This is a genomic window from Gammaproteobacteria bacterium (assembly GCA_019748175.1).
In the GTDB taxonomy this organism is placed as follows: Bacteria; Pseudomonadota; Gammaproteobacteria; order JAIEPX01; family JAIEPX01; genus JAIEPX01.
In genome coordinates this window covers 501,388-518,253 of sequence record JAIEPX010000008.1, presented here as the reverse complement: position 1 = coordinate 518,253, position 16,866 = coordinate 501,388, and the positions used below count along the sequence as shown (strand labels likewise).

9 protein-coding genes are annotated in these 16,866 nt (G+C 40.2%); 7 read left to right on the top strand and 2 right to left on the bottom strand.

The window, feature by feature from the left end; genetic code table 11:
• The first annotated feature begins 27 nt into the window (after positions 1 to 27).
• The 7 genes from K2X50_05215 (at position 28) to K2X50_05185 (ending at position 13,561) form a co-directional block, all read left to right on the top strand.
• On the top strand, positions 28 to 1,809 hold the full coding sequence (locus K2X50_05215; protein ID MBX9586640.1) for a BamA/TamA family outer membrane protein: 1,782 nt from the start codon (positions 28 to 30) through the stop codon (positions 1,807 to 1,809).
• Entirely contained in the window at positions 1,806 to 5,057 is a 3,252-nt protein-coding gene (locus tag K2X50_05210) for a translocation/assembly module TamB domain-containing protein (protein ID MBX9586639.1), read from the top strand. The genes K2X50_05215 and K2X50_05210 overlap by 4 nt, the downstream gene beginning before the upstream one ends.
• A 2-nt stretch (positions 5,058 to 5,059) precedes the next feature.
• Positions 5,060 to 5,347, top strand: coding sequence for an ankyrin repeat domain-containing protein (locus K2X50_05205; protein ID MBX9586638.1), 288 nt, complete (start codon positions 5,060 to 5,062; stop codon positions 5,345 to 5,347).
• Positions 5,348 to 5,658: 311 nt separating this feature from the next.
• The gene (locus K2X50_05200) at positions 5,659 to 7,386 is read left to right on the top strand and encodes a hypothetical protein (GenBank protein MBX9586637.1); all 1,728 of its coding nucleotides are present in this window, start codon (positions 5,659 to 5,661) and stop codon (positions 7,384 to 7,386) included.
• Between the two features lie 155 nt (positions 7,387 to 7,541).
• Positions 7,542 to 7,841: an RNA-binding protein gene (locus K2X50_05195; protein MBX9586636.1), complete on the top strand. Its 300-nt coding sequence runs from the start codon at positions 7,542 to 7,544 to the stop codon at positions 7,839 to 7,841.
• An 890-nt stretch (positions 7,842 to 8,731) separates the two neighbouring features.
• Positions 8,732 to 13,243, top strand: a complete 4,512-nt coding sequence (locus K2X50_05190; GenBank protein ID MBX9586635.1) for a hypothetical protein — start codon at positions 8,732 to 8,734, stop codon at positions 13,241 to 13,243.
• Between the two features lie 174 nt (positions 13,244 to 13,417).
• Positions 13,418 to 13,561: a hypothetical protein gene (locus K2X50_05185; protein MBX9586634.1), complete on the top strand. Its 144-nt coding sequence runs from the start codon at positions 13,418 to 13,420 to the stop codon at positions 13,559 to 13,561.
• A 129-nt stretch (positions 13,562 to 13,690) separates the two neighbouring features.
• Here the strand turns inward: K2X50_05185 and K2X50_05180 are convergent, their stop codons facing one another.
• Together K2X50_05180 and K2X50_05175 are read right to left on the bottom strand one after the other, a co-directional pair.
• Positions 13,691 to 14,974 carry a hypothetical protein gene (locus K2X50_05180; GenBank protein ID MBX9586633.1) on the bottom strand — a complete coding sequence of 428 codons (1,284 nt, stop codon included), beginning with the start codon at positions 14,972 to 14,974 and terminating at the stop codon, positions 13,691 to 13,693.
• Between the two features lie 2 nt (positions 14,975 to 14,976).
• A complete protein-coding gene (locus K2X50_05175) occupies positions 14,977 to 16,731 on the bottom strand; it encodes a hypothetical protein (GenBank protein MBX9586632.1) in 1,755 nt (584 codons plus the stop codon).
• Between the last annotated feature and the right edge of the window lie 135 nt (positions 16,732 to 16,866).

Below are 16,866 nucleotides of genomic sequence, written 5' to 3'. Positions count from 1 at the left end.
CTGAGTGAGATATCACTAGGATTGGAAGTGAAAAAAGAGAGCTTGCCAACATTTAAATTACTGTCACAGGTATTTCTGTTTCTATTGATATTTATTTTACCCACGCAATCTACTTTTGCAGTAGTCACTCTAAATTTTCGTATTATCGGAATATCAGGCGAACCTGAAGCTAACGCGAAAAAACGCTTAACTGGAAAACTTGCTCTCATCAAACCAGATCTTGATCGAGATCAAATGCAGGCCTTTTATCATCAAGCTGAAAATGAAATTAAATTAGCTGTAGCGCCCTACGGTTATTTTAAAGCCAAAGTGACCTCTGATTTACGCTCTGTAGGCAATGATCGTTGGTTTGCTGTTTTTAGAGTACAACCTGGCCCTCAAATTACACTTAGACATCTGACCGTTACCGTTTCAGGAGCTGGCCAAAATGATCCCTCATTTAAAAACGCATTGAATAATTTTCCTCTAAAACAAGGCACCCTTTTTAGTGTTAAAAATTATGGCGCTGCAAAAGATTTACTCATAAACTTAGCCGCTCAACGAGGATACTTCAACGCCGAAATGACTGAAAGTAAATTACTAATCGATCAAAACCCATACGGTGCAGATGTAAAGATGACATTTAAAACAGGCCCTCGCTTTTTATTTGGTCCTGTGACGTTTACCTATACCTCTGAACCTAAAAAACCTCTTTCAAAAGCCTTTCTGCGTCGATATATTCCTTTTAAAAATGGTGAAGTATACGACAATGAACTTATAAATAAATTTCAAGCCAATTTGACGAGCAGTTTGTATTTCCAAACCGTCACAATCACGCCACTCAATGAACATCCCAGCGGACTCATAGTACCCATCACTGTAAAACTAACTGCACGACAATCCCAACAGTATAATTTTGGACTCGGATTTGGAACTGATACTGGCATTCGAGGACTAAGCGATATTAATTTAAAACCGTTGAATTCTTCTGGGCATTATGTCAGTTTCAATGGTAAAGCCTCAGGAAAAAATCTAGACAATTCTTCTGAATTTAAAGTGAGTTATAACATCCCCGGTCATAACCCCAACACCGATTTATATAAATTAACCGCTGAGGCATTTCACAGTGAAGATTCTGAAATTGGCAAAACAAACAACTTAAAAATGAATGCTGGCTATACCAATTTAGTATGGACATGGGAACAAACACTTGGAGTAACATTACTCTTGGAACGCTCACAGCCCAATGATAATCCTCCTAAGACGACCACATTTTTGATTCCTAATGGACGCTGGATGAAATTAAACAGCGATGACGCTGTTGCTCCCACTCAAGGATATCGTATTAATTTAAGCTTACGTGGCGCATCGAAAGCCACGGTTGGATCGATAGACTTTTTCCAAGCTTTTCTTCAAGCAAAATGGTTACATACTTATAACGATTCTTTCAAAATAATCGCTCGCGGTGAGATAGGATTTTTAGTAACTGACAAACCTGACGTGATTCCAATTTCACTTCGTTACTATGCGGGTGGTTCGCAATCCGTTCGTGGGTATCATTTGAACGAAATAGGAAAAAATGAGGCCGGAAGAACACTCTCCGTTGGCAGCATAGAATTTCAACAAAAAATCTATAATAACTTTTACTTAGCAGCATTTTTTGATGCTGGTGAAGTTGGGTCAAATGTTTTTAAAGACTATCGCCGCGGTGTCGGAGGCGGAATAGTGTGGCACTCACCAGTAGGCGCACTTGCTTTAACAGTCGCGAACGCTTTAGACAATCCTGACCATCCTACATTAGTGCAATTTAGTATGGGTCCTGAATTATGAAAAAAGCGCTCAAGTATGGAATTTCAGGTTTATTTTTAATTACTACACTGATCTTTATTGCTGTGTACATCCTCATCAGCTCAGAAAACTTTACCCGATGGTTAGTAAATAATGCAGCTCACTCTATTCCAGGAAAATTACATTATGCAAAGCTGAAAGGACAATTAAATCGTACCATAATTTTAACTAACGTGATTTATGAAGATAACGATAAAAGTTTTGTTCTGTCCTCCGATAAAATGACGGCATGTTGGAATCTAAAAGCTTTGCTTCGGGGGAAATTATCACTGCGCGATATTAATATCGATACCTTGAAAATCAAATTAAATCATGCGAATTCCAATAAACCGATAAATAAGACTTCATTGGCACTTCCTGGATACAAAATACACATTAAAAATTCTGAAATTAACCACCTAACACTTGAGAGCTCTGCATACGGCACGCCTATTATACTGGAAAACATTCGCTTTAATGCCAAAATCTATCCCGAATTGCTGAGTATCCAATTGATTACGCGCATGACCAGCCCCACTCCAATGCATGTACGCTTAGAAACTTCTGGGAAACCGATTAATTACTTATTCACTGTTGTTGTTGATCAAGAAACGAATCATTGGTCATTGCAGGGAGAAGGTGACACACATCAATTAAAGTTCCATACGATGGAAAATAAAATTCTTGGCGGTACTTTTAAACTACTAGGCCAATTAAACTTTGGAGAAAAACTAAATTGGTTTGCTGACATGGAGATTAAAGAGATCAACCCAGAACCATTTTTTCCTCTCTGGCCAGGAAAAATTAATTTTATGTTAGCAACTCGTGTCGACAATGACACAACGATCGTTGATTTAGCTCATCTCAATGGCACACTAAAAAACCAAACTCTATTAGGTGAATTTCATTATCGACAATCCGCTGATCACAATCATTTTATTAACTCAGATTTACATTTCGGGAATGCTCATTTCAAAGCAAACGGCAAAATAAACCACCTGATTGATTTACAATGGGACCTGAATATTCCTAATCTTCATACTCTTTTAGCTGAATATGGCTTCAGTGGTTCTCTTGCGAGCCAAGGATCTCTCAATGGCCCCAGAGAAATGCCTAACGTTCAGATTAATGCGCAAGGACAAAATTTACAATTTGATCAATGGTTTATTAATCAACTCAATCTACACGCTCTCTATCGAAACGATAATGCTCCGATGTCTCTTCAGTTTGACTTCAACAAAATCCAGCATGATAAAAAAAATGTAGGCGATCTTCATGGATCTTTGACGGGCACAATGGCCCAAAATACTATTCACCTGATGTATGGTCTTGAAAAAAATCTTGTGAAACTCAATGCAAAAGGTCAGTATTCAGATCAGCAATGGCAAGGGACTTTAGACAATATTTCCATTCAATCACCCAGTGCGCACAATTGGCATTTAAACTCCCCTACACCACTTTCTTTGAGCAAAGACTCTGTGCATATCTCTCCATTTTGCTTGTTAAATGACAAAGTAAAATTCTGTATGAATAGCCAGTGGCAAAAGGGGAAAACCTTCACAGCCGATATTAAAAGTGAAAAAATCCCCTTGGATATTTTTAATCCTTGGCTGGGAGATTTCATTCTACATGGCGAAGTCAATGCAACAACAAAAATTACTGCTCTTCCGAACAAAACACCGACGGTTGATTTGAATATTGAATTACTTCCTGGTGTTTTTGATTATTTTGTCGATGATATTTCACGACCCTTTCATTACCAAGGCGGCATAATAAAAGCACAGCTCAATGAGCATCAATTTTCTACTAAAATAGCGTTAGAGCTCCTACAAAAAAGTACAGTGACTGCAAACATTATTGCAGATCCAAAACGCTGGAATCCTAATAATTGGTTAGCGAGCCCCATTCGAGGAGATTTTGCTTTAAATGCCCCACAATTAGATTTCCTTGCAGCACTCATTCCAAAAATTGCAAAAACACGTGGTTCTGGTATTGGACATGGCAATATCAGCGGTACAATTGCTCACCCTGTTCTTACGGGCACAGCAAAAGTTACTCATGCGAGCTTTGGAGTACCTGATGTTAGCGGGGAAATCAAAAACTTGACCGCCACCGGTGCAATCCGAGAAGGTGTTTTAAGTTATCAAGGTATTGGTTCAGCCGGTGAAGGTAATTTTAAAATTACAGGGACAACTCAAATTAAAAATAAGCAATTACATACTCATTTAGAATTACAAGGCAAAAACATGCTGATCAGTGATACACCGGGCGTAAAAGTTGTAGCCACTCCAAATCTGAAAATGAATATCGTCGATAAAGTAATGTCACTCGAAGGGAATTTATTTATACCTAAAGGAGAATTTCGCTCATACGACTATAACGATACGCTGGAATTACCCGATGAAATTTCTTATCGACAAAAACCATTACTCAAACCCTCTGCTGCAGAACCAGTACAGTTAACAACTTACATAGAATTAAAACTCGGCAACAACATCACCATCGATTCAAATGGATTAAAAGGTAAACTCGTGGGTGGATTAACCATTAATGATAAAGCGGGCGGAGCCACTACAGCATTTGGTCAACTCTCTTTACAGAATGGAACGTATGATTTTCGTGGGCAACCGTTAAAAGTAGATCGCGGAATTTTAAATTTTAATGGTGGTCCCATCGAGAATCCTAATTTAACTGCACGCGCCATTCGGCGAATCGGTATGGGCGGTATTTATCAGTCCCTTAATCTATCAGACCAAAATCGTGTAGTCGGAATTAATATTACAGGAACATTAGCAAAACATACTCTAACATTATTTTCTGAACCTGATGATATCACCACCAGTGATATTTTATCTTACTTGGTACTGGGTCAATCGACTACTGCGGTTTCTGGAAGTAGTATGAATGCAAAAGCACTGCTCGGCGCTGCTCAAGCTCTAAACTTGAGCGGAGACAACTCTCTGTCGCGATTTAAATCTCAATTAGAACAAAAACTTGGATTAAGTGAACTCGATATTACTTCCTACGAAACTAAAAACAAAGCCAGCCCCGAGACCACCATTCAACACACTGCTTTTGTATTAGGTCGATACCTATCCCCTAAATTATACGTGAATTACAGTTTTGATATTCTCGATCATACCAACGTTTTCCGAATACGGTATTTTCTGAACAAGAAATGGTCAGTACAATCAGAAAGTTCTGTTGATGGAAATGGTTTAGATATTTTATATTCATTTGAAAGGGGATAACAATGAACTTAATAGAAGCTGTCATTCATAATGATGCTGTTGCCGTACGTGCTGCTCTTGAAAATGGTGCTGATGCGAATGCCTGTCTTGATCCTGCGAATATCACACCACTACATTTTGCAGCTCAACACAATGCTGTGGATGTGGTTGCTCTGCTCATCACTGCAGGAGCTAAAGTTAATGCGCAAACAATTCCTGATGGTCAAACAGCTCTGGATATCGCTCGACTTCATAAGCATGAGAAAATGATCAAATTACTCGAAGAACTAAGCATGCGATGTCAAGATTAAAACGTTCATCTTTTGCCTATCTCAGGTGAAAATTTGTCAAGAAGATTATCCGGTTAGCGACAAGCATAATTTCCAACAGGCAGGTAACAAGTAGGTGGCCATCACTATCATTCAGGACCCAAAGTATTACCTACTCGAAATCGCTTGACCAGGTTACCCCCCCCTCCATACTTGCACTACAGATTTAATGTTAAGCTATTGATTTCAGTGAGCAAGCTGGGCACTCTACCTACTTTGACGGCTGATCAGGTGAAACCTTTATCCCTCAAATCAGCAAGGGCTGTGTCGCTCAGAAAACCGGAGTTTAGGTCATGAAGGACTTCACCCATTTATTGGAGACTATTGCGCAAGACAGCTCCCTCACCACTATTGACCTTCGGTACCATGACATCGACTCGGGTGGCGCAGAACAACTCGCCAAAGCCCTTGAGAAAAACACCTCCCTCACCTCGATTGATCTTGAGGGCAATAACATCAACGGTACCGGCGCAGAATACCTCGCCAAGGCCCTTGAGAGTAACACCTCCCTCACCTCCATTGACCTAAGGAACAATGAGCTCGGCCCTGTTGGCGCAGAACACCTCGCCAACGCCCTTATGCGCAACAGCTCCCTCACCTTCCTTTACCTTAGAGGCAATGAAATCGGCCCAGCTGGCGTAGCGCACCTTGCCAACGCCCTGCTGTGCAACAGCTCACTCCATTCCATTGACCTTGAGCTTAATAGGATCGACAGTATCGGTGCGGCACACCTCGCCAGCGCCCTTGAGAAGAGCATCTCCCTCACCTCCATTAACCTTGCGCTCAATGAGATCGACGCCACCGGCGCAGAACACCTCGCTAACGTCCTTCAGCACAACACCGTTGTCACCTTCATTAGCCTTCGGCATAATAAAATTAGCGATGCGGGCGTGCAACACCTCGCCAACGCCCTTCAGTGCAACACCTCGCTGACGTCCATTGAACTTGGGAGCAATGATATAAGCCCTGCTGGCGCAGCCCACCTCGCGAAAGCCCTTCAGCGCAATACCTCGCTGATAACCCTTGCACTTGACTTCAACGACATCCTCGATACTGGCGCAGCGCACCTCGCCAGGGCCCTGGAGAAAAACACCTCCCTGACCTCCATTGACCTTATGGGCAATAAGATGGGGGATAAGGGCGCAGCAGACTTCGCCAAGGCCCTAGAAAAGAACAGCTCCCTCACCTCCATTGACCTTGGGTACAATCAAATCAGCGATAGAGGCACAGCAGACCTTGCCAATGCGTTTCAGATCAACGTGTCCCTTAGGACTATTACCCTTCAAAACAATATGATCGGCAATGCAGGCGCAGCACACCTGGCTAACGTCCTTGAGCTGAACACTCCGCTCACCTCCCTTAAGATCGGGAGCAATGAAATCGACGCGGCCGGCGCAATACACCTGGCTAACGCCCTTGAGAAGAACACTTACCTCATTGCCATTAACCTTAGGTATAATACGATCAAGGATGCTGGAACAGAAATCTTCGCCAGGGCTTTTGAGAAGAATACTACCCTCACCGCCATTGACCTTACGCACAATAAGATCAGCAATGCTGGCGCCGCCTATCTCGCTAACGCCCTGCAGCGCAACACAGCCCTTACCGACATTGATCTTACAGACAATGACATCGATGAGGCTGGCGCAGAACTCCTCGCTAACGCTCTCAGCAACAATACCACCTTACTGAGACTGCTTGGTGTTAGCTCTCCAAAGATAACAGCGGGGCTTAAAAAAAATGATCAGTTCCTCAGCTTTAGAGTGAATTTCCTGTTTCATCCGGCGTTTTTTCATAGAAAAACAGCTAAGCTCCAAACAACTTTAGCTAATCTGCCCACGGACGTCCGCAAGGTCATCATTAAACTAATTCTTCCTGCTGGCATTTCTGAGCACTCGCTTGCAAGCTTCCTGACCGATCCAATATCTCTTCGCTTTTTCCAAGATCCGCCTAGCATCATGCCACCAAACGGAACTGCACAAAAAAATGAGTCTAGATCAAAAGGTGATCTTCTACTCTAAGCAGGTGCGTTTGCGCCCTCAATCCACGGCCCTCAATTAGGCGGTTTTGGGCATTTCAGCGACTATTTTCGCGAATGGGAGATAATAGTAGTGTAATCAGCAACGAAGGGTGTTACGCTGGGGGCTAAGTCTTTAATTTTTAGGAACTGTAATCGATGAATAAAATTTATGTGGGCAATCTGCCTTTTAGCGTTGACGAACAAGAGTTACACCAAATGTTCGAACAATACGGTGAAATTGAGTCTGCAAACCTGATCATTGACCGTGCTACTGGCCGATCAAAAGGTTTTGGGTTTGTGTCTTTCAAAGACAAGAGCGCTATGTCTAAGGCTCTAGCTCTGAATGATACCGAAACGAATGGCCGTAAACTCCGCGTTAACGAAGCTCGTGAACGTGAAGAGGGTGATCGTGGCGGTGATCGTCGTGGTAGTGGCGGCGGTAGAGACCGTTACTAGCAGAATGAGGGCAAACTAAGTTTGCCCTTTTTTTGGGCAATGCATTTTCAGCCCAATTAAAGTCACACCCCAACTTCAATACAAAGCTGACCAAAGACTCTCTTCTGCTCTTCCGTCAATATCACTCGGCGCTTAAATAAACTTAATAGTCGTTTGCGTACTCAAGCCTCAACTTGATCCGAATCTTCTTTGCCTAAGTGATAAACATCTGCAAACTGTAAAATGCCTTTCTCATCAGAATAAAAAACACCATCGCGAAATTGAGAGTTGACTTCCGTAATTTTTTTCTTTATTGCTGATAATAATCTCTCGTCATTTAAACATCAAGCTGACCCAGGATTACGTTTTTTAACGATAAGTGTCCTGATTCGCAAGCAACTTCTTACCCCTAAGTTGGTTGTCAGGCAGATGTGGAAAAATTAATTTTTCACCAGACCTAGACAAAATCTGAACATTTTTAATTTAGATGCTAAGTGATTACAATTATCTGTTACTTGAAAAAGTAGAAACAGTGATCTGCTGAGTGATATCACTCTTTTTGGGAAGAAATTCAGCTAAATTTTCACGTGCTGTGCGTAAGACAATAAACCTCATAGCAGGAGGAGTTTGTGAATTATCATATGGACGACTTGATGGATACAAGAGCATTTAATGAACGATTAGTGGATTATTTGTCGTGGTTTAATACCCAGAGACCTCATTGGGCTCTTGGCTTGAAATCACCTCTACAGTTCCTTATTTTTAACAACCAACACGAGTGCAATATTTGGTGGCCCAATACATGCGCTTGTCTTCAGGATAACAATCTGATAGCGTCACGATATCGATGTAAGACTTGTCATAAGTCCTTGTTGAGGACTTAAGGGTATCTTTCATAAAAGGGGCTCATGATGAAGATCAGCATAATTCGTGTTTCAATTAATAACTATTCTATAACAGGTGAGCTTTATATCGATGGTAAATTTATTGCTCATACCTTAGAGCTGCCCTATAGAGATAATAAAACAGATCTGAGTTCAATTCCTCCCGGCACTTATTCTGCATTTATTCGATACGATAAATCCGATCAATGGCGCATCCAGTTAACGGACACACTGCCAAGAGAAGGCGTTCAAATCCACATTGGAAACTATCCTAGGGAAATCAAAGGTTGTATTTTAGTTGGCCAGGAAGTTTTTAATACCAATAGTGGAGTTCCGGGTGAAGAAAACCGTGTTGCGGGCTCAACACCCGCTTATCAACTCTTGAAAAAAGCATTTTATGGTTCTGAAGATCCAGTTAAAACACCGAATATAGAAATTCAGATTGGTATCTATGCAGTAGATACTCTCTTTAAAAACAGAGAATCAATGATCGCTCTTTCTTATAAAAACAATGGGAAGTGGGCTTACCACATAAGCAATTCATCCACAACAGAGCTGATAGAAATCAAACGAACTGAGGACTCGATATTTCTGAAAAATGATACCAATCAATTTCGTATACCGATCAGTGGCGGAGAATTAAAAAGTCTTGTTAACGATAGATGGGAAACGCTTGCCACGCTATTCCGATCTCCCAATCCGCTGCGTCCACTGTCCGAAGTTTCAGAATTCACACCTTATCAACCGACTCGCTCTATCAGAGAACCGAATGGCGGCACTTGCCAAAAAAGACCTATCGATATTGATTTGACCAATTTTCTACAGGCAGTAAACCCAAACCTAGCAAATGACTATGCAAAGAAGGTCAAAAAGAGTATAGCCGATAGCCTACCGAAGGCTGAGGCAATAGAAGAGGACATTCTACTCTCATCTGACCCATATCGACAACAAGCAAACAGGGTTGAAAAAGAGTCCCAAAACGACATTCATAATATCAGCGAATTTTTAACCATTATTTCCTCTAATTCTGGTGCCTTGCCCAAGAAAGAGCTCAATCAGGTCACCACACTAATGAAAACGGTCATTGGAAAAGAACTTTCGACCATTTCGGATTATCGTAGCTTTACAACAGAGTTTAAACTGAGTGCTACATTGCTACCCGATCGCTTCGTCACAATGGTTGACACAGTTTACCATTCACTGGAAAAAGTTGACGGAGAGTTCCAAAAAGTCTTACCTATGCTAGATGAGACGGCTGACCCAACTCAGTTGGCCCACTCAATAGGCACGGCCGCGCAAAGTATGACCGATATTGTGAGTGCTGTTGGTAAGATCCAAAGTTTAAAAGAAAATGAAGTAATACAATTTGTAGGGGGCGCATTACAACAAGTCACAAACTATGCTGATAAAGCCAATCAAGCTATTGAAAATGCTAATACCATACGGCAAAGTTTGAATAATCTGCTTGACTCAAGCGAGGACATTTACCATGGTATCAATAAAGATGCCATTAAGGCAAAACAACAAGAGTTGACTGAAGCCTTATCTAAAGCCGATAACGTTGCTTTAAGCATATCCAGTAAAGTCGATGCCTTCTCAAAAGGAGCAACCGCATTTTCAGCCTTACTCAGTACTGTTGGTTGTGTGGATTTAGCCAACGATTTTCAGGTTGTCGCTGAGAATGGCGCTGCTATTGCAAGCGCAATAACGAGTATCGCTGCAGGCACTGTCAGTGGAGCAGGTATGCTTGGCCCATATGGTGCGATTGCCGGAGCAGCGATCTCCGTTTTTAATCATTTTGGCCAGAAGAAAAACCGTAAAAATGATCCCAACGCCGTTATTTTAAAACAGATTCAAGCATTAGGAGAAATGATCAATAAACTGGCCATTCATATAGACCAGCAATTTGCTCAGGTTGGCAAAATGCTTAACAATATGGCAAAGCATTTTGATGCACGAATCGATCGACTCGAAAATATTATGGAACAGATGCATCTACAAATCAATCAGCGTTTTGATCGATTAGAAGATATTTTAGACAAACGTTTTGATCGAATTGAAGAAATCCTTGGTTACCGATTTGACCGAATTGAGCAAATTATTGCCGCGCATAACAAGCTAATGGTTGGTCGTTTTGAGCGTATTGAAAAAATGATGGTGTATATCCATCGGGTTTCGCTTGAACAATTTAAACAAGTAGATAATAAGCTTAGTTCCATTCAAAGAGCTGCATCGATACTACAAGAAACAGCAAATGATATTTATGACTTACTCAGAATAGGTCTAGAAGCAAATCTATTAAAAGACTTCAACCATGCCAAGTTTATCTGTTTGAATCAACGATTTTATGATTCAAAATCCTTCGTTCAGATTTATTTTACACTTTGCGAATACGCGATTCGCTTCTCAGCTGAGGAATTGTTTTCCGCAAAACCAGGAGATCTTTTAAAAACTCTACCTACTAATCTGAATCTTCCAATTGAAAAGCGAATTAATGCTTTATGCTTCTATGTGAATAAGCACATTACACATCCTGTTGATTCTCGCAACCCCCTACCAAATCCAGCTATTTGGGCAGATGCAGCAAATACACTAATTTATTTAATATTAAAGAACCCTCAATTTTTTGCTAAGAACATTGATCCTACTGAGCAAGAAGAACGTCTGGCATTACTAAACCGAGTCATTGATACGGGACAGTATATCCAAAGATTTCTCTATGAAATACGTTGCACGCCTAGCCTTTTCCATGAATGTTTTGGTCATTATAAACAAATATTGGGTCAAGTATTAACTAAGTACGAAGCAATTTTCGATCGAAACGCAGCACAAGGCTATTCGAGAACTGTTTTTGCAAAAAATCGCTTATATTCTATTTATGATGAAATAGAAAGCCGCTGGCCGAACGATGAAATTTGGACTTCAAAACAATATCTGATGCGTGATCTATTTTCTGATATGAACATGGATACCGGTAGGGTTCGTTTTTACCGAATTAAATTTACGGATGCACAATTTCTAGCCACCGTAAAAAATACTGAAACCAATGTCGTTACTTTATACATTATTTCTCTTCTCGAAGTGAATAAACCGGTAGCAAAACAAGTTTATAATAATGATCAAAAGACTCTGCTTACACTACATAGTGCTAAGTTCAATGCAGTTGACATTGCCCAAGTTAATGACCAAATCATGGGTATTCTACAGTTTGATGAAGACCTTATGATTATTAGCCTCTTAAATGACGGGCAAATCGTGCTAGACAAAGTAGCTGAAGTAAAATTTTCGTATCATGCCGACACAAACCTTCAATGGTTAAATCAAACCGGACAATTCTGTGTTGGAGAAGGTTGGCATATTCAAGTGATAGACCTGCAGGGCATAAAACTTGAGCGGATTAGTGAAATTGGATTAGTGCATTTCGCTGTTTTTTCAGGTTTATCGGCAAATCTAATCGCTATAATATACTCCATTTATGGTTATAGATACTTAAGTGTCTGGCAACAACCCCGTAGTGTAGCCAACCAAAAGTATACAAACCTTATACGTAGCGTACCTCTAGGAGGCGGAAGTTTCAGCTTGTACCTCAACACTCTTACATGGCTTGACGAAAATATATTGATTTACCCTTCATGTCATCAAGTCTTTTTAGTTGATATCAACAATATAAAAAAAACTACTCCTATATATGTAATTAGAAATGATAGGTGCATTGTTACCGCGCTCAAAAAAGGACAAGAGTTACTAATACTCGGAGGTGAAGATGGGGATATCCGATACGACATGCGTTCACAAACAGCTACACATCCCCTCGATAATAATTCGGCATTAAACGTCGACTATGATGGAACAAGGATTCATGCACTGAGCAACAGTACTCTTTTTGTCTATGGAACAGATGAAGACTATTGCTGTCGTGACAACTGCTTTACTTTAATCAATAATATTCCAACATACGATAGCTTCATTCAGTCATCTCAAGAACAAGAAATGGCCCATAGATATCAACAGATACTGCTTTTCGCGGATATCAATGACGTCTATAGCTACTACGATACAAAAATAAACAGTGAACAACGGCAGAAAGCAAAAACAGACCTAATCGACGCTTCTCAAAATGATTCTGAGCTCATCTCTCTATACGATAAGATGGATCAAGCGGCCTTAATACTGCGCTCGGTACTTATGGTTGGATTTCGAGATGAGTTTTTAAACCATGCCAGTCTCTATGAGCTGTATTCATTATGCATGTTAACGAGTGACTATTTGAAAAATTACCTCCATGAATATAATCCAAATAACCCTACGGGAGAATTCATCATTACTTTTGTACAACGTGCATCCTATCTTGTTAACTTATTCGAAAGAGAAATTACGGCGAAATCAAACCAAGCTCAGGATACTCAAAGTGGTAAAAGTGGCTACTCAATAATTGATATAACCCTGTTTAAATTAGAAAGCGCCAAACAACGATATTTTGCTAATACGATGGAAAAGAGAATGACAGACGTTACCGAGAGTTTTGGGGCAACACTTTGAAAGCCCCGAGAGAACAGAAAGTCTAGGAATACAAGCCTCTCTTCAGATCGAAGCTGCCGCCACAGCAAGTTAATACTGAAATCTCAACTGAAAACAAGGTCAAAAAACTGGGCTAGGCTAATAGCAATGGTGTAGGAGGTTGATCCATTAAAGTGTGAGGGTTGTGGTACGGAAATGAAGTTAATCGCCTTTATTAGAAATGCCATGAGTATTACTAAAATACTCACTCATCTCGGCGAAGAAGTCGAAGTACCAAAGATGCAGTGTGCAAGAGCACCACCGGATGATTATCAGATTGATCAGGAATTTGTGTTGTAATTCTTATAAATTGACTGGGTACTTTGTTGATTCTCGTGCAGATGTGGAAAAATTAATCTTTCACCTGACCTAGACAAAATCTCAACGTTTTAGCCATTTAGTCTAGGTTAGTTATGAATATAATAATAACTATCGACTGATTATAGAATTAGAAACAGTAATTTGCCGTGCGTTATCACTCTTTTTGGGAAGAAATTCAGCTAAATTTTCACGTGCTGTGCGCAAGATGTCGCCCAAACTCCCTTTGCCATCAAAATAGCCTGTATATTTTTTATAATAGGCATTATTCATCTCTTCAGCACGCCGTATCCAATTTATAAGGTTGATCACTTTGTTTGGATCGACTGGCGACATTTCAAATTGTAAATTATCAATATCACTATTCTTTGCGAGACTTTTAATCAATGCATCCAAGTCTTTTTGAAGTGCTCCAACTAGTGTATTTTTTTTCTCTGACAATTGTTTGTTATAAATCCCCAACCAATAAAAATAGCCATCCGTCTGACGATAGGATAAATAGACAGTCAGCTGCTGATTGAATTCACTCAAAGAATTAACAAGACTACTACGGTAGGCCATATGATGATCTTGCACTGCAGCGGTTTGATCAGAGTTTAATTGAGAAGATGTTGTAAGCGCATCAAGATGTGGCTTAGCCTCACCTAATTTAGACTCATTCATCTTTATTTCAGCAACGGCGTGTCGTGCCTGATCACGCGCAGCAAGATTGTTATTTTTAGTATCCGCTAAGGGATTGAGCACTCCTAACGCGATTTCAGACGCCAGTTTATTCCTAAACCATAATTGAGTCGCCACGGTAATCACTTGTAACATTAGCTGTGGCAGTATCTGTACAAATGTCAATATTCTGACTACAGTCAACGTCAACAATTCTGCACAAATATCATCATGTTCCAATAAGATATTGGCGACATCTTTATTAATCCCAAGAGGCGATGTAAATTTAGAAACCCCATTTGAATTTTGATTCAGTTGCAAATAATCTCGCCAGCAACGCTGGCGAAAGTCTTTGTTTGCAAATAAGCGCCGAAGTTTTTCTTCACGAAGTGTTTTAGGTAACCACTCCCACGGAATTTGAGTCATGATGGCTGTAGTAAAACCAAAAATTTCGTTATCACATCCAGGAAAATTGTAATCAGGAAATTTCAAAGCGATTGTTTCAATGTGATTAAAAAAAGCATCAATCTGTTGGCTTTCTTGAGTAAATAACTCAACCGAACTTTTATTCAGCAACCCCTGAGATTTTTTTCTCCACTCAGCCCAAGACTCTACAAAGTTTTTGATACTAAAATATAGCTGAGGATTTGGTGGATACGGACCATCGCCATCAGCTGAACATACCACAGCTGCAGTTCTGATTGGTGATAATGCTATTTTCAACGTAGACGTCATAATTACTCACAACTGATACTGGATTTTTCAGGCGTAAAAGTACCCACGATTTTTGCATCGCCAGGATTACAGCTAGATTCTTCTCCATCGCTGCTAAAATCGAAACGAGCCGGCGAATCGACATGAGCCTTAATTTTTTGCTCACCGTTTTTATCAGAGATCCCTGAGTCAACTGAATCAGAACTTCCAAAAGATAAGCGCTTGCGAGCTGGGGGTTTTGCTTTTGACAGTTCCAACTTTAATTTATCAATTTCCTGTTGCAGTTCACTGATCTGTATTTCATACAATTTACGAAGTTCACTGACATCTTGCAATTGATCTCTAGGCACTGATGTTTCAAACGTAGATTGCGATTTTTTAATACCTATCTTTTCAAGTGCTAACTGTAATCTCTCCAGCACCATGGTTTTAATCTGTATCTGTTTAGAAAACAATTCTCGCAATTCTCTGATTTCCTCTTGATGCTCTAATTCAGCGCTTTCACTGGCTAATGCTAATTCTGCATTTTTTGCTCTTAAAGCTGCGTTTTCTTTGCTTAAAGAATCAGCTTGCAACTCAGCAACTGATAACTGGCGATTTAAGCGAGCATTATCAATTTCTAGATGTTCTTTTTCCTGTTGAACTATAGGGAGCAATTGCTGACTACCCACAGCAGCCCGATATTTCAGATGATCCTGTTTTTTTATCTCATCCCAAAGCGTAGCTACTTCCGCTCGAATAATTTTCGTTTGATCACCGCTCAACGAATAAGTCCGCAACAGTACGGAGGGATCGTTTGTAAAAACTTCATCATCTTCATTTTGAGAAGTTAACCCCTTATCTTTTAGCATCGATTCATAGGAAACCCGCTGGCTTTCTGAAAGTAATCCTCTCAATATTGCCTGCTTAGATTCTAATTCCGCCACCAAGGCATCGGTTAAAAGATAAGAACTGTCTTTAGCTCGAGTTGAAGCCTTGTAAAAAGCATCAAAATCTTTTGATAATTTATTGTAAGCAACAGCCAAAATTTTGACGAGATCAAGCAGCGTCTCTTTAGATGCAAACGATGTGTCAGTGTGTGCGAATTGTTTATGGGCATGACGTTTTTTATTGAGCTCATGTAAATCATCAAGAAAAGTATTGAATGCTGCATCCAAAAACAGAGAGTAGTATCGTTTACCTGATGATAAAATTTCTTCCACAACTTTGATGAAATCCTCATCAGGATAGGCATTACTAAATTTATTCGTTCCCATTCTATTAGGATTAGGATAAGGAATTGTGATATCGGCTCTTAAGAGTCTAGTTAGCTGCGCTCTTCGTTCAATTAAACCGTCTTGATCGTATGGATAAAAGGTAGATCGATAGTGAAGCTCATCACTGTATTTTTTTACAAGCGCCAGCACTTCCTTTCGAAAAGCGGATCTTTCGTTATAAGCTGAGCGACCATTTTCAATAGCGCCTTTAATTAACTCGTCAATAAATGTGAGCTCTGCAGCATCAAATATGCCTTTAAAAAAAGTACTTCTTAACACTTTGCTCGAGCTCAGTGCAGCATTAAGTCCTTCTCTTAAAATTGCACTGCCTTGAGAGTTATGTGATACATCAAGTTCAATTAAAGCTGCAGCGAGATCAGTTATAGCACTCTGAAGTTTTACTAAGTCAGCAGAAGCAGGAAGATTTACTTCGGGATGTTCCCCGAAGATGTTCGGATTAGCCCCCTCATCGTGGGGTTTAAATTGCGAGGCATCAACCTCCTGGCCTTTCAAATTTGACATACTCATTTCCCTGTCGCAATCCATCATTAGGCCGGATTATACCCCAAAATATAAGGTATTGTCATTAGTCAAATGCCTACAGCATCTCCCGGTTAAAGATTTTGAGTGTTTTGGTGGCTCGATGTCTTGTATTTA

What these genes read in the sequence shown, in the direction of transcription:
- K2X50_05210 (MBX9586639.1), top strand. Translation starts at nt 1,806, where the DNA reads ATGAAAAAAGCGCTCAAGTATGGAATTTCAGGTTTATTTTTAATTACT.
- K2X50_05205 (MBX9586638.1), top strand. Translation starts at nt 5,060, where the DNA reads ATGAACTTAATAGAAGCTGTCATTCATAATGATGCTGTTGCCGTACGT.
- K2X50_05200 (MBX9586637.1), top strand. Translation starts at nt 5,659, where the DNA reads ATGAAGGACTTCACCCATTTATTGGAGACTATTGCGCAAGACAGCTCC.
- K2X50_05195 (MBX9586636.1), top strand. Translation starts at nt 7,542, where the DNA reads ATGAATAAAATTTATGTGGGCAATCTGCCTTTTAGCGTTGACGAACAA.
- K2X50_05190 (MBX9586635.1), top strand. Translation starts at nt 8,732, where the DNA reads ATGAAGATCAGCATAATTCGTGTTTCAATTAATAACTATTCTATAACA.
- K2X50_05185 (MBX9586634.1), top strand. Translation starts at nt 13,418, where the DNA reads ATGAAGTTAATCGCCTTTATTAGAAATGCCATGAGTATTACTAAAATA.
- K2X50_05180 (MBX9586633.1), bottom strand. Translation starts at nt 14,974, where the DNA reads ATGACGTCTACGTTGAAAATAGCATTATCACCAATCAGAACTGCAGCT.
- K2X50_05175 (MBX9586632.1), bottom strand. Translation starts at nt 16,731, where the DNA reads ATGTCAAATTTGAAAGGCCAGGAGGTTGATGCCTCGCAATTTAAACCC.